This window comes from Prosthecobacter sp. (assembly GCF_044227185.1).
In the GTDB taxonomy this organism is placed as follows: domain Bacteria; phylum Verrucomicrobiota; class Verrucomicrobiia; order Verrucomicrobiales; family Verrucomicrobiaceae; genus Prosthecobacter.
This window is the reverse complement of the sequence record NZ_JBGAFO010000003.1, coordinates 262047-282340: the sequence shown is the minus strand read 5'-3', so window position 1 is coordinate 282340 and position 20294 is coordinate 262047. Positions and strand designations below refer to the sequence as shown.

At 63.3% G+C, this 20294-nt stretch carries 16 protein-coding genes; 8 read left to right on the top strand and 8 right to left on the bottom strand.

Annotated elements, in window-relative coordinates:
• Window positions 1-301 precede the first annotated feature (301 nt).
• Window positions 302-661 carry a cupin domain-containing protein gene (locus ACILSQ_RS08940; RefSeq protein WP_395743258.1) on the bottom strand — a complete coding sequence of 120 codons (360 nt, stop codon included), beginning with the start codon at window positions 659-661 and terminating at the stop codon, window positions 302-304.
• Window positions 662-823: 162 nt separating this feature from the next.
• Between ACILSQ_RS08940 and ACILSQ_RS08935 the strand changes: the two genes are divergently transcribed.
• Genes ACILSQ_RS08935 through ACILSQ_RS08925 form a run of 3 tightly spaced genes read left to right on the top strand, consistent with a single transcriptional unit; the run spans window position 824 to window position 5738 of the window.
• Window positions 824-3538, top strand: a complete 2715-nt coding sequence (locus ACILSQ_RS08935; RefSeq protein ID WP_395743257.1) for a hypothetical protein — start codon at window positions 824-826, stop codon at window positions 3536-3538.
• Window positions 3539-3562: 24 nt separating this feature from the next.
• On the top strand, window positions 3563-5245 hold the full coding sequence (locus ACILSQ_RS08930; RefSeq protein ID WP_395743256.1) for a tetratricopeptide repeat protein: 1683 nt from the start codon (window positions 3563-3565) through the stop codon (window positions 5243-5245).
• Between the two features lie 43 nt (window positions 5246-5288).
• On the top strand, window positions 5289-5738 hold the full coding sequence (locus ACILSQ_RS08925; protein WP_395743255.1) for a hypothetical protein: 450 nt from the start codon (window positions 5289-5291) through the stop codon (window positions 5736-5738).
• 10 nt (window positions 5739-5748) lie between these two features.
• Here the strand turns inward: ACILSQ_RS08925 and ACILSQ_RS08920 are convergent, their stop codons facing one another.
• The 6 genes from ACILSQ_RS08920 to ACILSQ_RS08895 form a co-directional block, all read right to left on the bottom strand.
• On the bottom strand, window positions 5749-7902 hold the full coding sequence (locus tag ACILSQ_RS08920) for a RecQ family ATP-dependent DNA helicase (RefSeq protein WP_395743254.1): 2154 nt from the start codon (window positions 7900-7902) through the stop codon (window positions 5749-5751).
• A 587-nt stretch (window positions 7903-8489) separates the two neighbouring features.
• The gene (locus tag ACILSQ_RS08915) at window positions 8490-9554 is read right to left on the bottom strand and encodes a sugar phosphate isomerase/epimerase family protein (RefSeq protein WP_395743253.1); all 1065 of its coding nucleotides are present in this window, start codon (window positions 9552-9554) and stop codon (window positions 8490-8492) included.
• Window positions 9555-9935: 381 nt separating this feature from the next.
• The gene (locus ACILSQ_RS08910; protein ID WP_395743252.1) at window positions 9936-10259 is read right to left on the bottom strand and encodes a hypothetical protein; all 324 of its coding nucleotides are present in this window, start codon (window positions 10257-10259) and stop codon (window positions 9936-9938) included.
• A gap of 15 nt (window positions 10260-10274) precedes the next feature.
• On the bottom strand, window positions 10275-11249 hold the full coding sequence (locus ACILSQ_RS08905) for a hypothetical protein (RefSeq protein WP_395743251.1): 975 nt from the start codon (window positions 11247-11249) through the stop codon (window positions 10275-10277).
• Window positions 11250-11310: 61 nt separating this feature from the next.
• Window positions 11311-12027 (bottom strand): glycosyltransferase family 2 protein, encoded by a 717-nt coding sequence (locus ACILSQ_RS08900; RefSeq protein WP_395743250.1) that lies wholly within the window; start codon window positions 12025-12027, stop codon window positions 11311-11313.
• 21 nt (window positions 12028-12048) lie between these two features.
• The gene (locus ACILSQ_RS08895; RefSeq protein WP_395743249.1) at window positions 12049-13521 is read right to left on the bottom strand and encodes a glycosyltransferase family 39 protein; all 1473 of its coding nucleotides are present in this window, start codon (window positions 13519-13521) and stop codon (window positions 12049-12051) included.
• A 71-nt stretch (window positions 13522-13592) separates the two neighbouring features.
• Between ACILSQ_RS08895 and ACILSQ_RS08890 the strand changes: the two genes are divergently transcribed.
• From ACILSQ_RS08890 to ACILSQ_RS08875, 4 genes are all read left to right on the top strand, one after another.
• Complete coding sequence (locus ACILSQ_RS08890; RefSeq protein WP_395743248.1) at window positions 13593-14288, top strand: outer membrane lipoprotein-sorting protein; 696 nt, start codon at window positions 13593-13595, stop codon at window positions 14286-14288.
• 47 nt (window positions 14289-14335) lie between these two features.
• Window positions 14336-15028 (top strand): outer membrane lipoprotein-sorting protein, encoded by a 693-nt coding sequence (locus tag ACILSQ_RS08885; protein ID WP_395743247.1) that lies wholly within the window; start codon window positions 14336-14338, stop codon window positions 15026-15028.
• Window positions 15029-15036: 8 nt separating this feature from the next.
• A complete protein-coding gene (locus tag ACILSQ_RS08880; protein WP_395743246.1) occupies window positions 15037-16251 on the top strand; it encodes a class I SAM-dependent RNA methyltransferase in 1215 nt (404 codons plus the stop codon).
• A 198-nt stretch (window positions 16252-16449) separates the two neighbouring features.
• Window positions 16450-17544 carry an iron-containing alcohol dehydrogenase gene (locus tag ACILSQ_RS08875; protein WP_395743245.1) on the top strand — a complete coding sequence of 365 codons (1095 nt, stop codon included), beginning with the start codon at window positions 16450-16452 and terminating at the stop codon, window positions 17542-17544.
• 277 nt (window positions 17545-17821) lie between these two features.
• Here the strand turns inward: ACILSQ_RS08875 and lysS are convergent, their stop codons facing one another.
• Window positions 17822-19306, bottom strand: a complete 1485-nt coding sequence (gene lysS, locus ACILSQ_RS08870) for a lysine--tRNA ligase (protein ID WP_395743244.1) — start codon at window positions 19304-19306, stop codon at window positions 17822-17824.
• A 116-nt stretch (window positions 19307-19422) separates the two neighbouring features.
• Between lysS and ACILSQ_RS08865 the strand changes: the two genes are divergently transcribed.
• Window positions 19423-20268, top strand: a complete 846-nt coding sequence (locus ACILSQ_RS08865; RefSeq protein ID WP_395743243.1) for a hypothetical protein — start codon at window positions 19423-19425, stop codon at window positions 20266-20268.
• The last annotated feature ends 26 nt before the right edge of the window (window positions 20269-20294 follow it).

Genomic DNA, 20294 nt, shown 5'->3' with positions numbered 1-20294 from the left:
TACGGGTCCATTCTCCTCGCGCACCAGCCCCAACGGGGCGACGGATTTAGCCCAGGGCGCCGCGAGGAACGAGCAAGCCCTGGGTCACCCGCACACAACCCGGGGCAGCAAAGCCAGCGCTCCGTTACATCACGCCGGGTTCCAGCAGCGTTTGCAACGCGTCCCGCCACGCTTCTGCGCCGCAAGCATCCATCGCCCTCATCTCAGTTTTCTCTGCCTCCAAACAAATTCAGCCGCCCTTAACAGAGGGCCAGCCACTCGGACCGGTTTTCACCTGTCTATGGTATAACCCGGCCACCCCTCACTCAAACTCCGTCTCCCGGTCCGCCGAAGAAAAGCAGATCACCATCTCCGCATCCACGCCGTCCAGCGCCCGCGCATTGTGCCACTGCCCCGCAGGAATCGAGATCGTATCCCCCGCCTTCAGCACAAATTTCTGATCGCCCAGACTGTGCTCCAGCCTGCCTTTGAGCAGGTGCAAAATTTCATCGCAGTTCGGGTGCCGGTGCCGCGGGTTCGTCTGGTCTGCGGGAATGATCACATGCCCAAAGGTCATCGTGCCAGAGTTCCCCAGTTCCCGCGATGCCAGCCAGGTGAGTTTGCCCCAGGGCTGATCGATCAAAAGGCCTTCGGCAAACGTGCGTACGGGAGAGCTTTCCATGATACCTGTCATGATTCCCACGACACGCAGTTTGGCGACTGATTTTTGAGTTCTGTCAGCGAGGTAAGTTGTTTGTAAGCCAGCGCCTCGCGCATTGCTTCCAGCGGGTGAAACTCTATCGTGACAGTGTTCGCAGTTTTGAAAGCCAAACGCCCTCCTGTCATGCCCTCTGCATCACCCATTTCCCGGCCCCGGCACACGCGCTTCTCCTCCGGCCTGCTTTCAAAACTCGGCATCGTGAGCCTCTTCGGACTTCTGGGCCTCACAGGCATGGCGGCGGAGCTGCCCGCGTATCGCACTTTGTTTGTCGATCAATCCTTGCGGCCGGATCCCCGTTCCCTCGCCGCCTTCGACCTTTCCATTTTAAACCCCAAGGCGGAGCTCGACATGGAGCCCGGCCATGCGCAGGGAAATCATTACTACGCCCTGCTCGACATCGCCCACCTCCGCACCGGCTCCCGCGCCGCCATGCTCGGCGCCACCCGCCAGGTCTCCTCCAAACCTTCCGCCTCGGACCCGCAGGTTCGCATTGTTGATCCCACGCATCCCCAATGGGCCTCGTGGGTGATCGAAGCCCTCGCCGACCCCGCGGCAAAAAAAGGTTTCGATGGCTTCGTCCTCAGCCTCGGCGCTGAAAAAGCCGCCCCGGCTTCCAGCGCCGCCGTTCTCTCCCTCGCCGCCAGCCTGCGCCAGCGCTACCCGGACAAGCCTCTCCTTCTCGATCTCCGCCTGGGCCTCGGCGTCGAAGCCATTCACGTCGCCAGCGGTTTCCTCGCCCTCGGTGTTTACACCCGTGAGGGCAGAAACGGCGTGGTGGACTGGACTTCCATCGCTGAGGCGCAGCGCCTCACGCGCCTCATCCGCACGGTTCAGATGCAGGGCATGCGCGTCTTTGCCGTGGACTACGCCATGCCGGAAGACCGCACTGCCTGCCGCGAGGCCGCACAACGCCTCAGCAGCACGGGGGCCATCCCCTTCGTCACCACCCCGGCGCTCGATGGAGTGAATCTCGGCCCGCTGGAGGAGCTCTCCCGCCGTGTGCTCGTGCTCCATGGCTGGGATGAAAAACACGTAGGCCAGAAATCCTCCCCCACGGCCCAGACCGCCACCTCCCGCCTGCTGCGTCAGCCGCTGGAATGGCTGGGCTGCCAGCTCGAATTCCGCACGGCCAGCGGCGCGGACTTCCTGCCCGAAAACCATGATTTCGCCGCCGTCATTCTCGACTCCAGCCTCATCCTCAGCGCCGGGCAGCAGCGTGCACTGGCCTCCTGGCTCCCGTCTCTTCGCGCCCGCCACATTCCTCTGCTGCTCACCGGCATGCCCTGGACGGACGACCACGCCCGCTATCTGGCCATGCAGCATCTCGGTCTTGGCGGCGCGGCGCGGCCCGCGCCACGTCTCGTCCAGACGAACGTCGCCGCCATGGACTCCGCCCTCCTGCGCGCAAACACCAGGGTCGCCGCACGCTCGCTCGGCTTTCTCGATCTCGAGGCACCCGCGGACGCTCACATCGTGCTCGCCCTGCATGGTCAGGATGCCATGGGCTCCGCGCACCACTTTGACCAGGCCTTCCTCACCACCTGGGGCGGTGCTCTTCTGGACCCGGCCGCCGACTCCGCTGCCACTCAGCTCAATCTGCCCGCCTTTCTCGCCCGCTGGCTCGGCACGGAGCACGACTTCCCCGTGCCAGACACCACAACCCGCGAAGGCCGCCGCGTTTTCTACAGCCACATTGACAGCACCGGCTTCTCCGCTCCCTCCACCCTTCCCGGCTTCCCCCTGTGCTCTGAAGTCATGCGCGACCGCATCCTGAGCCGCACTGTACTGCCCGTCACCGTTTCCGTTTGCGAGGCCGACCTCCGCGCCTGGCTCCCGGGACAGCAGGCGCATGAAGCGGAGCGCCTGGAGCACATCGCCCGCAGCATTTTCGAAATGCCTCAGGTTCAGGCGGCTTCGAATTCCTTCTCACGTCCGTCTCACTGGACCGCCGGCGCCGACATCACCAGCAAGCTCAATGACCGCGCTCAGACCACCCGCCGCGACATGGAGCGCGAGATTGCCGGCTCCATGAGCTACATTCACCGCCAGTTGCTGCCCCTGGGCAAGGAGGTGAGTCTCATGCTCTGGCCGGAGAATGCCACACCCACCGCAGAGGCCCTGCGCTACTGCCGCTCCGTGAATGTGGAAAATCTCCCCGCCACATCCGCTGCTTCGCCCATGGCCGCTCCGGCAGCGGAGGCTTCCGCCCGCACAGAGCCTCTCGCCCTTCGCTGCAGCTTTGCAGAGGTCCGCACAGAGTCAGGCATCGCCTCCTTGGAAAAAAACTTCGCCGCCTGCACTGCGCAGCCCCTGCATGCCATGACTGCCGCCGCCTACGCCGCCAGCGTGCGCGATGCCCGCCACACCCGCGTGCTCCGTGTCGCCGCGGATCATTGGATCATCCTGAATGCCGGTGACTGCCGCACCCTCCGCCTGCCGGCCACCGCCGGCCTGCCTGACATGGCCCGCTGTCAGGGCGTCTCAGGCTACAATGTGCATCAGGGTCAGCTCTACATTCACACCATGGGCGTCGTGCGCACCGAACTCGTCCTCACCAAGGACAAGCCGGCGCAGCACATCCACCTCGCGGAGTGCAGCACCGGTGTGGAGTTCATGGAGCTCTCCTCGCGTCGCGCCACCTTCCAGGTTCGCGCTCTCCGCCCCGTGGACGTCGTGCTCGGCGGTTTCGAGCCCCGCGGCCAGTGCGCCTATCTCGAAAACGGCCGCCCTTACACCGTGAACGCAGATGCCCACGGCGTCGTGCGCCTCGAAGTCGCCTGCCGTTCCACCGTCTCCCTCCAGTCCCTGCCGCCCGCCACCCAGGCCGCCATGCGCTGATCCTCCTTTTTCTTCCCGCGCCTCATGTCTCGCAGTTCCCGCCAGGTTTTCCTGCTCGTCTTTTCCTACGCCACGCTCGCCGCGGCCTGGGGCTGGCGCCTGCATGCGAACGATGGCTCTCCCCACAAGACTTCGCTTCTCGACACCACCCGCACCGCCCTCGCCACCAGCCTCGCCCAGGCTCCGAAGCATCTGCAGCAGGCCGCCATCTTCCAGCTCGCGATGTTGCCAGACCCTGAGCTCCAGGCCCTCGACGTCTGGCAAAAGGCAGTGCCTGAGCAGCGCCTGCGCCAGCTCACCGTGCAGCAGGGCCCGCTTCACACGCCCTGTCCGTTGAACACCGCGCTTCTCTTTGTGGAGCTCACGCGCCCCGGTGCCCCGATGATCGATGACAGCCGCCTCCTCGTTTCCGCCGCAGGCGACCGCCTCGAAGAATCCCACAAGATCGAAGCACTCGAACTCCTCGCTTCCCAGGCCCTCAAAACTCAGGAGCTCAATCTCGCCGTCGAAATCCATGAACGCGCCTGCGAATTCCCCGCCGCCACCTGGCAGAACGTTCTGAATCTCACCGAGGCCGCCCGCACCGCCCGGCGTCCCGCCGCGGCCCTGCACGTCGTCAATAAATGGCTCGGCGCTTCACCACCGCGCCTTGATGCCGCTCAGCACGAAGCCGCGCTCGATCTCCAGACCACACTCCTCCTGGAAGGCGCCCGCCACGCCGAAGCCAGCCGCGTGGCCCTTGATGCACTGCGTGCCCTGAAACCCGCAGACCCCATTCCTGAACGCCTCATGCAGCGCGCCCTCCTCGCCACGCGCGCCGCAGGTGAATCCGCAGAGCTGCTTCCCTGGATCGAGCGCAGGCTGCGTTCCTGCGCAGATCACCAGCGCTCGTTGCACAGCCTCGCTTCAGAAAAGCCCGTCGAGCCCGCCTACCGCCGCTGGCTGGATGAAGGCGCCTGCATTGCCGATCTAAATCATCAGACCAGCATCGCCTGCGAGCTCTTCTTCCGTCTCGCGGCCATCGGCGAAACCCGCGTCCTCGCGCGTCTGCACGCTCTCGCCACACAGATTGGTCGTGGCAGGGAGCTCACCGATTTGCTCGCCCGCCTGCAGGATCGCCACTCCCCCGTCCAGCTCGCGCAGGCCCTGGCAGATGGAGACGCCCCCGCCGCCGCACGCCCTCTCCTCACCCCGCACCTCCAGGCATCTCCCGATGACCGCTCAGCCTGGTATTTGCTCACGCAGATCGACATCGCCCTGCGCGGATCCCCTTCCGCCCCCATGCTCTGGGAAGGCTTCCTCAAACGCTTCCCCGGCGACCTTCCTGCCTCGCAAAACCTCGTGCGTATGCAGATCGCCGCCGCCCAGTATCCCCAGGCCCTGCGCACCCTGCAGTCCATCCCCGCCGGACAGCTCGATGAATCCACGCTGCGCCAGATCGCCTCTCTCGCCCTCCAGCTTGATGACATTTCCGCCGCCCATCGTGCTCTGCAGCTCATCGTCGAATCTTCACCGCAGCCCTCCGTGCGCGATGTTCTCGCCCTCACCGGCATGACCTCTCAGCATCCTGACTCCGTCACCGCCGAAGCCACCCAATACAACGCCCTCGCCAAACTCCCTGCCGGCACCGCCTTTCACAAGACCCTCACCGCCACCCCCGGTTCAGGCGAAGCCGCCCCCTTCAGCACGGCTTCGCAGGCGAGGTGAAGACCGCAGTTGATTCACTCCGTGGCGGCATCACCTTCACCCCATGAATCTCCGCCACACCGCTCTGCTTCTTCTTTTCCTCTTCACCGCCGCCGGCTGCGACACCCTGCCGCGCGATGAGCACAGCCGCCGTCAGGTTTACGAACAACGTCTGCACAGCCTCGAATTCCCCGTCAGCCGCGCACGCCTCTACCGGACGCTCCATCCTGACTCCGCCGCTTCACCCACCGGCAGGACAGGCTCCGGCTTTCTCACCGGCAGCGAGTACTATCGCCTGGACGATGTCTTCGTCGTGGAAATGTCCGTCGTGTACAAGGCCGTCACCCGCATCGACGACTACCTCAACCCCGCACAGACCATCGGCGGCCAGGTCCGCTCCATCCTGGATGCCTCCCAGAGCATCGAAAACTTCATGGACCGCGGCACTCCCGAGCATCCCTCGGACATCATTCAAAAAGCCCGCATCGTGAGACGTCCCGCCATGCGCTACTGACCCTGCGCCCTCACCCGTGCTTCTTGATGATCTGAATAAAATCCGGCAGATACTCCTTCGCCTTCTTTTCCCCCACACCTCGGATCTTCAGCCCAGCCTCGATCGTCTTGGGCTTCAGCCTTGTCATGAACTCCAGCGTCTGATTGCTGAAGATAATGTAAGGCGGCACGCCCTCAGACTCCGCCAGCGTGCTGCGGTGGCGCTTCAGTTTTTCAAACAGTGCGTCGTCAAATCCCAGCTCGCGCGCGGCCAGTTCCTCGTTCATCGCCGTCTTGCCCTTCGGCTTCGCCGCCGGCGCATGCATGGAAGGCCAGCGCATCCGCACATTCAGGCCCTTCTTCATCACCTCCGCGCCGCGTGAGGTCAGCGTCACCTTCGGAAACTCTCCCGTGCTCGTTTCGATGAGCCCCAGCTTTTCGATCTCCGCGAACAGCGGATGCAGCGCCTGCGTGCCCACAGACTTGAGCAAACCATACGTCGTAAGCTGGTCATGCCCCGCGTCCACGATCTCCTTGGACTTGCTGCCCACCAGCATCTGAATGATGCGCCCTTTGCCAAAGCGCCCCTCCCACGTGCCGTCCGCATGCTTCGTGGACATGCGCGCGATGCCGCTCAGCGCCTGCCGCAGCATCGTCACCTCCTCCGCCGTCCCCTCGCGCGGCGGCTGCACGCCCTCCGCACGGCACACATCGCAGCTCCCGCAGGGCGTGCTTTCACTCTCACCAAAGTATCGCAGAATCTGCTCCTGCCGGCACGCCTTGTCATCGTAGCAGAGATCCACCATCGCCTTCAGCTTCGCGCGGTCCCTTCGGTCTTTCTCCCGCAGCGCCTCCACATCAAACTGCAGATCCCGCGTCAGCACATTCGGCTGCAGCAGCCTTGTCCCGCGGATGCGCTTCCCCGGAATGTCAAAACGCTCAATGTAGTCGTTCCGCACCAGCTGGCTCAGCGCGGAGCCGATCGCCATGCTGTTCTTGGCCCCCGTGCGCTCCGTGATCTCATCAATCGATGCCTGCACCTCGTGATTGGCGTCCGCCGCGTTCAGCAGCGTCTGGTACACACCGCGGATCACATCCACGCTCGGGTTGTTCCCGTCGATGAAAAATTCCTGCGTCTTGGTGTCCGCAAAATTAAAAAACAGATCGCACTGCGAAGGCTCCCCGTCACGCCCCGCACGCCCCGCTTCCTGATAATAAGCCTCCACGCTGCCCGGCACGTCAAAATGCACCACAAACCTTACGTCCGAGCGGTCAATCCCCATGCCAAACGCATTGGTCGCCACCGCCACATCCGCCTTCTTCGTGATGAACTTCGTCTGCCGCGACTCCCGCTCCTTGTCGTCCAGCCCGCCGTGGTACTCGATCACCTTCAGCTTCCACGACCGCAGTTCCTCCCCCACCTCCTCCACGCGCTTCCGTGTCGAGCAATAGACAATCCCCGTCTTGAACTGCGCGATGATTTTCTTCAGCCGCTCATACTTCTCCGCGTTCGATTTCGTCTGCGCGATGTTCAGGCTCAAATTCGGCCGCTCAAAACCACGGATCGTCACAAACGGATCCCGCAGCGCCAGCGTCTGCAAAATATCCCCGCGCACCTCCGGCGTCGCGGTGGCCGTCAGCGCCACCACCTGCGGCCGGTCCAGTTGCGCCAGCGCCTCGCCCAGCCGCATGTAGTCCGGCCGGAAATCATGCCCCCACTGCGAAAGGCAGTGCGCCTCATCCACCGCAAACAGCGCTATCTGCACCTGCCGCAGCGCATTCGTAAACGCCCGGCTGCGGAACCGCTCCGGCGCCACATACACCAGCTTGTACTCTCCCCGCCGCAGCGCCTGGATGCGCTCCTGCTGCTCCCCCAGCGAAAGCGAGCTGTTGATCAGCGTCGCGGGAATTCCCCGCCGTTCCAGTGCATCCACCTGGTCCTTCATCAGCGCGATCAGCGGGCTCACCACCACCGTGACTCCATCCATCACCATCGCCGGAAGCTGGTAGCACAGCGACTTCCCACCGCCCGTCGGCATGATCACCATCGTGTCACGCCCGCTCAGGATGCTCGCCATCACCGTTTCCTGCCCGTCCAGAAACTCACGGAACCCAAAATACTTCTGCAACGCCATCTTGGCGTCGTGAATCGGTGTGGAGGCGGCGGTTGGAAGAAGATCAGACACGGACGCCCCATCATGGATGCTGCCAGGATTGCCCGCAAGAACCCGCAAAAAATTAACAAAGATGCCAGTTTAGAATGGCACTCCGTCAAAGCACTCTGCGGTCATTCCTCCTTCTTAGCACCAAAGGTGCGGCCTATCGCAGCCCAGGGCAAGCGCGCGTCCTCCGTAGCTCGTAGAGCGAAGGAGGAAGCCTCAGCGAGCGCCGCCCTGGATTTGCCGAATGACACTCTGCCAAGACACCACTGCCTCCATTCCGCCTCTTCTTAGCACCAAAGGTGCGGCCTATCGCAGCCCAGGGCCAGCGCGCGTCCTCCGTAGCTCGTAGAGCGAAGGAGGAAGCCTCAGCGAGCGCCGCCCTGGGTTTGCCGAATGACACTCTGCCAAGACACCACTTCGTCCATTCCGCCTCCTTCTTAGCACCAAAGGTGCGGCCTATCGCAGCCCAGGGCAAAGCGAGCCTCAGCGAGCGCCGCCCTGGGTTTGCCACCAGTACTCCGGAAAGCAAACCCGGCACTCCGCCCCAGTCTGCCGGGCGCCAGCAGCGTCTTCATTTCCCTCCGCCACACGCCTGTCGCATGTCGCGCGCTTCAATGCTCGTCCTTCTTCTTCGCATCCTTCGCTTTCAGCGAAGGCGTGAAGCCATAATTCTCCCCCGCCTGCCGCAGGCATTTCACGATGTTCGTCTCCTCAAACTCCAGCGCCGCCTCCAGGTTCAGCCCGCTGGTCTTCGGCAGCTTCTCCGCCTTCCGCTCCCGCACCATCGTCAGCGTGCGCGCCAGTTCCGTGCCGCGCTTCTCCGGAAACGTCGCCCAGTAGCCCGGCTTCAGGCAGGGAATGTCCAGCGGATCACGCGTGATCATCTCCAGCAGGTAGTTCACCTCCGGATGGTACTTCTCAAACAGCGCAAACATGCGCGGCAGATCCAGAATCCCCTCCCCGAGCGGCACTTCGGAAAGCAGAAAGCCCGTCGCCGTCTCCTGCACCGCCATGTCCTTGATGTGCGTCGTCACCGCATAGGGCGCCAGCGTCTCCACCACCGTCATCGGGTCCTCCAGCAGCGCGATGCTGTTGCCCGTGTCCACACACGCCCCCATGTGCGGGCTGCTCAGCCGCCCCAGCATCTCCGCCAGCTCCGCCGCATGGAAGTCCTTGTGATTCTCGATCCCGATCTTCACCTTCTGCCGCCGTGCCACCGGCTCCGCGAGCTGCATGGATTTGAATGCCCCCTCCTTCCAGTGTTTGAACTCCTCCAGGCTGGAAAACAGCTCATAGCGCCGCCCGCCCGTCGCCGAGCGAAAAATCACCGCCCCCGCCTCCTTCGCGATCCTCACCTCCTGCTCAAAGCGCGCCACATCGTTCTCATTCTTCGGCAGCGTGATGCTGCCCTCCAGCTTCATGCTGTACGATTCGCACGTCGCCCTCACCTTCTGCGCAAACTCGCTCGTCCATCCTCCCACCAGCGTCTGCAGCGACCCCACCCCCAGATCCCGCACATGATCCAGCACATCCAGCGCATGCTCAAACGCCGGGTATTTGATGTCCGAGTACTTCCCCTGCCACCGCTTCCAATAAGAATGAATCACAATCCCCATCTTCTTGCCCCGCAACGCGGCCGATGAAGGCAGGGCGGCGGCAAAAGCAGTGGCAGACATGAGAAAAGCGCGGCGGGTCATGTGACAATCAGAGAACGTGCCCGAAGATGAAATCATTGCCACCACTTGCACAGCAATCTCTCTGCCTGATAAAAACACCCGTGTTTGAGGAACACCTGTATCAGCAAATCGATGTCGTCGAAAATTCATCAACATCGAGACTCGTGAAAGATACCAGCCACTTCCCGCTACAACCTTCTTCTTGCCTTTGAAGGCCAACGGCCTTCCGCATCACAGCGAAGGGTTGCCGAGCCCTGGCGAGGCTACCCTGGTACAGGCTCCATCCTTCCGGAAAGCAAATCCATCGCTTCATTCAAAGACCGCGTCCACCAGCAGCGTCTCCTCGCCGTCCCGCCACTTGAACAGCGCACTTCCGCCAGCTTACGGACCCGAGAATTCAGAAGCAATATCCTTCCCATAAGCCGCCAATGCGACGTCAAACCGTGCCGCCACATCACAGAATTCCCGCCCCCAGCCACAGCTAAGACTCACTTCTTGAATAGGACCTGTGGGACCATATAAACCAGCGAGATTCAGAAGATCAAAGCGCCGATTTGCTTCGATGTTTGCCATCAGTCGATCAAACTCGGACAACGCCTCTGTGGTGTCATCCCATCTTGACCAGGCAAAATCGTTGTCGGGACGCACCAGCAGTTCCCTCGTCTCTTTGAGAACGTTGAGCAGTTCCTCCTTGGCGTTGTGCATGGCCGTGTACCGCCCTCACCTCACCACCCCGCCCACCCACTCCGGCTGCCGCTTCGTCAGGCACTCTGAAAGCCACCGCACCAGGTCCGCCACGGAGTCATGCTTCTTCCGCAGCGTGTTCAGCGCCGCCCAGTCCAGCGTCGGCCGCGAGGTCGGCAGCGTGATCTTCTGAATGCGCAGCAGATTGTGCACCGCCTCAAACTCCGCCGCGCTCATGGCCCGCAGCTCCTTCGCGGAGGGCAGGTCGTCCAGCACCGTCAGCGGAATGCCCAGGCTGCTGATCCCCACGCCAAACTGATGCCCCAGGCTGCGCAGCGCATCCACCAGCGCCTCGTCATTCAGCCCTTCCGCGATCACGATCTCGCTCTGCAGCGTCCACCGTGTGGCGCTCAGCGCCTGGAAAAAGTCCGCGCTGAAAGTGTCCGGCGCCACGCTCAGCTTGAGCTGCACGCCCGAGAGCCCCACTTCCGGCCCGCCCAGGTGCCGGCGCAGATCCAGCATGGCGGCGTCAAAGCGCGGCGTGTCATCACTGCCCGCGTCGAGGTCCCAGTCCGCCACCACCAGATCAGGGATGTCCCACTCCCCCTCCATGCTCGGCGCGCCGCTGCTGTTTCGGTTCAGCAGGAAAGGATAGCGCGAGCGCTGCAGGCACAGCCGCTCATAGATCGCCACCACCCGCAGGTAGCGCGACCAGCACTGGTCGCTCTCGCCCAGCTCGCTGTCAAAGAGCCCCTGCCGCGTCACCCCGTTCCCGCCGCCCAGCGTCTTCTTCTGCCGCTGGTAGTACCCCTGCCCTTGGTCCACCTTCGCTATTGGCGAGGTCGGGTCATAGCTCAGAATCGAAAAATGATACCGCAGCGTCGCATCACTGTAGCCCTCCCCCAGCCGCAAACGCACCAGGCGGATGAGTTCGGTGCCCTTGATCGAGTCCGCAGGATCATGCGGAAGGATTTCGGGCAGCAGTTGTCGCAGTTGTTCGCGTAGGTTCATCCTGGGTGCTGTGTCACAGCATGGCTGCGAAGCGGTTGTTTCGTCAACAACAGAAAACGCCTCAGCCGCGCCGCTCCTCACGAATGACATAGCGGGTCCGCCGGCTGTTCAACCAGCGCACGCCAAACATGTCCATCGTCGCCCGCAGCGCGCGGTTGCCAAAGCCATACTTGCTCACGCCATGGATGCGCGGCCGGTGGTTCACCGGCATTTCCGTCACGCGCCAGCCCATGTTGCGGATCAGCGCCGGAATGAAGCGGTGCATGCCGTTGAAGAGCAGCAGCGCCTCGCGGCAGTCGCGCCGCATCACCTTCAGCGTGCAGCCGGTGTCGCGCACATGATCTCCCACAAAGCGCGACCGCACAAAATTCGCGATGCGGCTCTGCAGCCTCTTGAAGGTCGTGTCCTTCCGCTTGGCGCGGTAGCCGCACACCAGGTCATAGCCGCCGCCCTCATCCAGCTTGGCGATCATCGCCGGAATGTCCGCCGGATCATTCTGCAGATCCCCGTCCAGCGTCACAATCACATCCCCGGCTGCGGCGTTGATGCCCGCGTGCATGGCCGCGCTCTGCCCGCTGTTTTTCTCAAAGACGATCACCCGCACCCGCTCGCCGCGCCGCACCCGCGCCAGCGTCTGGTCCTTCGAGCCGTCATCCACCAGCACCAGTTCGTAATCACGGCCGCCCAGCACCTTGTCGATCTGCTGCTGCATCTCCACGACATTGTCCTCCTCATTATAAAGAGGCACGACGACGGAGATGGCGGGAGACGAGGGCATGGGCGGGTCGGAAAAAGAGCGTCAAAGGTCGGGCGTACGATAATCGTGGCAAGCGAAGATTTTCAGCCACCGCACCTCGTTCCCCGCATGCATCACCCTCGCCACAGTCAGGAGTTCCACGCGCTGAAACCTCTCTTTCAGCGCCTCCGGCACGGACGGCGCATCCCTGTCCTCCGTGACAAAAAGCGCGCTCCGTCCGGCGAAGGCGCGTAGATCACGCTCCGGCCACTGCACCGCCTCCGCCCCGCTCAGGTAATAATCCAGCTCCACGGCCAGCGCCCAGTCACTCGCCAGGACAAACCAGCCCCCCTCCCCGCCTGCCTGTTTCAGCACCGCCGAGACCACCCGGGCGCTCTCACGCCAGCCGCGCATCGTCCTGGAGGGGTCCCTGCTCAGGCTTCGTACACCGCTGCTCGCGGTGCCCCGGTCTGCTTCAAAAGGCCACCGCAGTCCCAGCGTCCGCGGCAGGTCCGTCTGCAGCAGAAAGGCGCTCTGCAGCGCCGCCAGTCCCAGCGCCACCGTGCGCAGGCTGATCTTTTGCTCGATCACCGCCACCCGCGCCACCACGCTCTGGTGTGCCAGCAGCAGCGCGGCAAAAAGCATCCACACCATGCCTCCCATCGCCGGCCAGCATTCACGCGGACCGTAAAAGAAATCGGCCACGGCCAGCGGCAGCAGCATGGCCACGGAAAGCCCGCGCCGCGACTTCACCACCGCGCCCGTGCACGCCGCGCGCACCGCCATCACAAAAAACACCAGCAGCAGCGGAGAGACGAGCAGGATCCAGCGCAGCAGATTCGGCAGCAGCCGCCACTCCGGCACCCACTGCCCACCGGCGAGAGACGGCCAGCCGTGCACGCCCTGCCAGACCATCCAGCACATCAGCACCGCCGACCATGCGACCAGCACCGCCCTGAAACCCGAATGACTCAGCAGATGTGGCAGCCTCCCCGGCAGTACCAAGACCAGCAGCACCGCCACCATCGCGGCGCAGGCGGGCGGCTGCGCCAGCGCCGCCGCTCCCACGCATGCCACCGCGGCATGCCAGTCCCTCCGGCCTGGGGCGGCCTGCCACTGCGCACGGCACACCCACAGCGCCGCCGCCGGCACCAGCACGCAGACAAAAATGGCCGGTGTCAGCGTCACAGCCGCCACGTTGAAGGCCGGCAGCACATTCACCGTCACCACCGCCCAGCCCGCGATCTGCTCGTCATGCAGCTCACGCGCCAGCCGCCAGATCAGCAGCGAGGCCCCCAGCGCCAGCAGCGGTGCCAGCAGCCTCACCCCGGTTTCATTCATCCCTCCCATCCACGTTCCCAGCCTCGCGCTCAGCGTCATCAGCGGCCCGATCTCAAAGAACCCTCCCCATTCCCCGTGTTTCACCCGGAAAACCGCCAGCGCCTCGTCCGGCGCGAGTTCCAGCGTCGGCAGCAGAGCCCAGCGCCAGAGCGTGAGCAGGCCCAGGGCGGCAAAGAGAAAGCGCTGGCGCTGCATGGTGGTTGGGCACATTGAATAGTGGTCGCCGCCCGCCTGTCAAAGTGTCGTCACCCATCCCCCTCATTCTTATGAAACGTCTCCTTCTGCTCCCCCTGCTGCTGGCGTCCGCTCTGCGGGCCGAAGATGCCCAGCCCAAAACCGCCGAGCAAATCATCCGCATCGTGCAGAACAGCTACGCCCTGCAAAACTACAAGATGAACGGCCAGCTCCGTGACGACGCCACCGGCCGCGTCGAGCCCCTGACCCTCACCATGCGCGACCGCGTCATGCGTTTCGTCTTCAAAAACCAGCCCCCTGAAATCGTCCATCTGGACATGAACACCTCCCCCGCCACCCTTTATCAGGTGCGTCCCGGCGGCTCCTCCGTCGTGCCAGACAGCCAGCACGGGAATAAAGTGCGCGGCATGGAGTTCAACTACGAGGACCTCTCCCTTGCCTTTCTCTACTGGCCGCGCCCCCAGCTCATGGGCGACGACCGCGTCAGCGGCCAGAAGTGCTGGCGCGTCCGCGTCATCAATCCCACCGGCGAAGGCCCCTATCATGCCGTGGACCTCTGGGTGCATCAGGGCAGTGGCGGCGCCGCCAAAATGCAGGCCTGGGACCGCAACAGCAAGATCGTGAAAAAATACCAGGTGACCAAGGTTCAGAAAGTCGAGGGCGCCACCACCCTGAAGGAGCTCCGCATTGAATCCATCAATCCCGCCAATGATTCCGTCATCGGCCGCACCTACATGACGCTGGAAGATCCGGTGAAGAACAACTGACGCGGCGCGCATCCACTCGCTGCGCCCCCTCCCGTACTTCCACCCCCATGAAGCTCTTCGTCACCGCCGCTCTGCTGGCATTGTCGTTCCTGGGCATCGCTGACGCGCAGACGAAATCGGCCGACGAAATTCTGGACCTCGTGCGCCAGAGCTACGCCGGGCAGAATCAAAAGCTTCAGGGAGAGCTTCGTGATGATGCCACCGGCCGCACCGAACCTCTGGAGCTCACCATGGGAAATCAGGCCATGGATTTCCGTTTCACCAATCCGCCCCCTGAGACCCTCCGTCTGGATCTCAGCACCACGCCCGCCAGGCTCTATCAGGTGCGCGGCGGTTCTCCCCGCCAGGTCCCGGCCGGCCAGATGGGCTCCAAGGTCCGCGGCATGGACTTCAACTATGCGGATCTCTCCCTCGCCTTCCTCTACTGGCCGCGTCCGCAGCTCATGGGCGAGGGCCGCGTCAGCGGGCAGAAATGCTGGATCGTGCGTGTCATGAATCCGGGCAGGGAAGGCCCCTACTATGCCGTGGACATCTGGGTCCATCAGGCCAGTGGAGCAGCCGCCAAAATGCAGGCCTATGACCGCGGCAGCAAGATCGTCAAACGCTACGAAGTCACCAAAATCCAGAAAGTGAATGGAGCGAATGCTCTCAAAGAACTCCGGGTCGAAACCCTCGACCCCGCCAGCGGCAAGATCACAGGCCGCACCTACATGAAGATGAACAAACCGGCGAAACCCTGACGCGACGCATGCAACAACCGCCGCGCAAATTCAATCCCCATCCCTTCGCCTACCACCAGGAGCTGGACGTCCGCATCGAAAGCCTCACCAACGAAGGCGCCGGTGTCGCCCGCGTCGATGGCTGGGTCGTCTTCGTCCCCTTCACCCTTGCTGGCGAACTCGTAAAGTGCCGCGTCTTCCGCAATCACAAGAACTACAGCGAGGCCGATTTCGTCAGTGTCATCGAGCCCTCCCCCATGCGCGTCACTCCCCAGTGCCCGCTCTTCGGCCAGTGCGGCGGCTGCCAGTACCAGCACCTCTCTTATGAGGAGCAGTTGATCTCCAAGCAGCGCCAGGTCGCCGATCTCCTCCGCCACATGGCGAAGATCGAGCACGCCGTCTCACCGGTGATCCCCTCGCCCGTGCAGTACGGCTACCGTTCCAAGATCACCCCGCACTTCCAGCGTCCGAAGGAGGGCGGCATCGGCGCCATCGGTTTCCTCCGCGCCCGCACCCGCAATGCCATGATCGATGTGGAGCACTGCCCCATCGCCATGCCGCAGCTCAATGCCCAGCTCGCCGCCGTGCGCGAGCACGCCCGTGCCAATGCCACCGCTTTTAAAAACGGCGCCACCCTCCTCATGCGTGCCGCCAGCAATGGCGTCCTCACCCGCAACGATGAAATTGCCGTCGAAGACGTGGACGGCGTCCGCTTCGAATTCCAGGCCGGCGACTTCTTCCAGAACAATCCCTTCATCCTGCCCAAGTTCGTCCGCCACGCCATCGACGAAGCCAAGGCCACTGGCGCCAGATATCTCGTGGATGCCTACTGCGGCAGCGGCCTCTTCGCCATCAGCGCCGCACGCGACTTCGAGCAGGTCATCGGCGTGGAAATTTCCGAAACCGCCGTCAAAAAAGCCGCCCACAACGCCGAGATCAACAGCCTCACCAACTGCCGCTTCATCGCCGCCGATGCCCAGCACGTCTTCCGCGACGTGCCCCATGCTGGAGCCGACACCGTCGTCATCATCGATCCCCCGCGCGCCGGTTGCAGCCCCGAGTTCCTGCATCAGCTCTTCGCCTTCAATCCCAAGGGCGTCGTTTACATCTCCTGCAATCCCGCCACCCAGATGCGCGACCTCGTCCTCTTCACCGAGGCCGGTTTCAAGCTCGGCACCGTGCAGCCCTTCGATCTCTTCCCTCAGACCAAGCACCTCGAATGCGTCATGACGCTGAGCCGTTGATCCCACCTCAGTTGTAGCTCGGAGCCGGAGCGAAGCGGAGACAGCCGAAGGCAATTCCGATACCGAGACCGCTCCGCAATAAATCCGAAACTCCGCACCACCGCCCGCGCTTAATTGTAGCTCGGTATTCCGATACCGAGACCGCTCCGCAATCACCCCAAATCCCCGCGCCACCACAACCCTCGCACACCCAGGCCCATGAACCGCTTCGAATTCGCCACCGCCCAGCGCATCATCTTCGGCCGCGGCACCTCCCGCGAGCTTCCCGACCTCTCCCGCAGCTTCGGCCAGCGCACCCTCCTCATCACCGGCAGCCGCCCGCAGCAGTGGACGGACCGCCTTCCTCACATCGCCATCCACTCCATTCGCGGAGAGCCCGCCACCCAGGACATCGAAAGTGGTGTCGCCCTCGCCAGACAACACAGCGCCGATGTCATCGTCGCCATCGGCGGCGGCAGCGTGGTGGATGCCGGCAAAGCCATCGCCGCCATGGCCACCCAGCCCGGCGATCTCATGCGCTACATCGAAGTCATCGGCGAAGGCAAGCCGCTGGACGCCGCTCCCCTGCCCTACATCGCCGTGCCCACCACCGCCGGCACCGGCGCTGAGGTCACGCGCAATGCCGTCATCGCCAGCACCGAACACCGCGTCAAAGCCAGCCTGCGCCACATCTCCATGCTCCCTCGCATCGCCTTGATCGATCCCGAGCTCGCCGCCGCTGTCCCGCCATCCGTCACCGCCGCCAGCGGCATGGATGCCCTCACCCAGTGCCTCGAAGCCTTCGTCTGCTCCCGCGCCCAGCCCATGACCGACGCCCTCTGCCTCGATGGCATCCAGCGCGCCATACGCTCCCTCGAACGCGCCTTCCAAAACGGCCACGATCTCGATGCCCGCGAAGACATGGCCCTCTGCGCCCTCAACAGCGGCATCGCCCTCGCCAACGCCGGCCTCGGCGCCGTCCACGGCTTCGCCGCACCCATCGGCGGCATGTTTCACGCCCCCCACGGCGCCGTCTGCGCCGCCCTCCTCGCCCCCGTCTGGGAAACCAACTCCCGCCGCGTGCCCGACCGCACCAAGTTCGCTCAAATCGACTCCATGCTCGGCGGCGATGCCACTTCCTATCTCCACGCCCTCACCACCCGCCTCCACATTCCCAAACTCAGCCACTGGGGCATCCAATCCACCGACCTCGAAGAAATCGCCCGCAAATCCGCCGCCGCCAGCAGCATGAAAGCAAACCCCGTTCCTCTCACCCACGAAGAACTCCTCACCATCCTCCACGCCGCTCTATAGCACTCCGCCCAGCCCCCCGGGCTTTCGGAAAACCCTGCGGGACGTGAAGATGATCGCAGGCTGGAATGAGTTCACTCCAGGCTTTAAGCGAGGTTTCTTGAGCTTCACTTTCTGCTTCTTCCTCCTTGTGAAGAGACTGGGGTGAAAGCGGGGATGGCCTTGTTCCGCAGGAACAAGGCTGCTTTGCTTCGCCCGCTCGGCATGGTGATGCCGGAAGGATGCGTGTTTTGTTGGAGGGAAGATTGGACGGATTAAAACCCAGTCCAATCAGGGAGTGTTAATCGCGGCGCTTCAACTGCGGGAAGAGGATGACGTCGCGGATGCTTTCGGCGCCGGTGAGCATCATGATGAGGCGGTCGATGCCGATGCCGATGCCGCCGGCGGGGGGCATGCCGTGCTCGAGGGCGAGGATGAACTCTTCATCGATCTTCTGCGTCTCTTCACCGGCCTGGTGCTCGAGGCGCTCGCGCTGGACGATGGGGTTGTTCAGCTCGGAGTAACCGGGGCTGATCTCCTGGCCGTTGATGATGAGCTCATACACATCGACGATGGAGTCGTCCGCGGCGTTTTGCTTGGCGAGGGGGACGAGCTCCTTCGGGCAGTGGGTGACGTAGAGAGGGTCAAACTGCTTCGCCTCGATGAGGCGCTCGAAGACATGCTGGGTGACTTCGTAGTCTTCGAAGTTGGCGCCGATTTCAACGCCGAGCTCCTGGGCGCGGGCTTTGCGCTGCTCGGGGGTGTATTCGTACCATTTGGGATCGACGCCTTTGAGGAGGTCGGTGTAGCGGGCGCGCTTCCAGGGGCGGGAGAGGTCGATGGACTTAGTGACGGTGCCTTCTTCGTCCTTGTGCTCGATCTTGAGGCCGCCGCAGTAGTTTTCGGCGAGGTGGCAGATCATGCCTTCGACGAGGTCGGCCATTTTTTCGAAGTCGGCGTAGGCCCAGTAGGCCTCGAGCATGGTGAACTCGGGATTGTGACGGCGGCTGAGGCCTTCGTTGCGGAAGTTGCGGTTGAGCTCGAAAATCTGCGTGAAGCCGGCGACGAGAAGGCGCTTCAAATAGAGCTCCGGCGCGATGCGCAGGAACATCTGCTGATTGAGGGCGTGGAAGAAGGTCTCGAAGGGCTTGGCTGCGGCGCCGCCGGGGACGTCCTGCATCATGGGGGTTTCGACTTCGAGGAAGCCGCGCTCCTGCATGTAGCTGCGGATGGCGGCGACCATCCTGCTGCGGGTGACGAAGATCTCGCGGCTGCGGTCGTTGGAAATGAGGTCGAGGTAGCGCTGGCGGTACTTGATCTCCTTGTCAGTGACGCCGTGCCATTTGTCCGGCAGGGGGCGGAGGGCCTTGGAGAGAGGGGTGAGCTTTTTGACGTGGATGGAATTTTCGCCGCGCTTGGTGACGAAGGTGAAGCCTTCCACGCCGACGAAGTCGCCGATGTCGATGAGCTGATTGAACTGGACGTAGGCCTCGTCGCCCACATCGCCCTTGCTGAGGTAGCACTGCATGCGGCCGGTGATGTCGCCGATGTCAAAGAAGGTGGCCTTGCCCATCTCGCGGCGGGAAAGCACGCGGCCTGCGACCTGCACCTGAAGCTCCGCGAACTGGGACTTCATCTGCTCTTTGAGAGCGCCGGGCTGATGGGTGGTGTCAAAGCGGCCGCCGAAGGGATCGATGCCGGTCTTCACGAGTCCGTCGAGTTTTTCGCGGCGGAATTGGAGAAGTTCGGACTCGGAATGTTCAGGGGCGGCGGGCGGCGGTTGCATGGTCGTACGGATGAGTGGGCCGTGTTCATAGCCCTTTCCGGACGCTTTGCCACTGCAAATGCCGCGCGTGGTTCGGAGTTTGCCAGACCCGGGGATGAATGCCAGAATCCGCCCCCATGAAACGCCTGCTTCCTGTCTTTCTCTGCTGCTGCGCCCTTGCCGGGTCTGCCCACGGCCAGCAGAAGGAGTGGCCTGAAGTGGAAAAGTTTGCCGCCTCGATGACCAACGTGCTGTGGGACCTGCGCGGGACGAATTCGCTGAAGCACCTGCGCTATGATGGAGACAAGCTCTTTCCGGTCACGGGGAACGGGATGAACCAGAACCCTTTCAAAGAGCATGCGTTTGTGGACGTGGGGGTGTTTCAGATCGTTTTCAGCGACACCCGGGCGGCGTGGTATTTTGTGAGCGATGACCTGAAGCTCATCACGCCGGTGAACATCAGCGAGATGGTGGAGTTCAAAGCGGAGAGCGGGACGGCAATCAAGCCGGTGAAGAATTTTCCGCAGGACATCCAGAACGTTGTCTGGGTGGGGCGAAACCAAGGCGCGGAACTGAAGATGCGCTGGAACGGGAAGGAGCTGGAGGTGGGGGCGAAGAAGGATGCGTGGATCGTGCAGAAGGTGGATGCGGTGGTGGCGAACCGCCGTGTGCTGGAGACCGGGGGTGAAAACAATGCCTTGTTCTGGCTGGCCTTTTCTGAAGATGGCTCCGAGGCGACGTGGCTGAAGATCGAGGATGTCTTCGGCGGGCATGTGCGCGGCAACGCTGGCAAGGCGGCCCTGGCTGCGGGAGCGACGGGGCTTTCGCCGCAGCAGAATGATCTGGCGAACCATGCCGAAGACCTGCTGAGGGCCGGGGACAAGATGCGTGGGGCGACGCTGGTGCGGGAGCTGGTGCGCAAGAATGCGGCGAACAAGGAGGCGCTGACGAAGCTGCAGGCGCGGTTTAAGGCGCTGAATTGAGAGTGGGGCGTTCAGTGGGAGTTCCA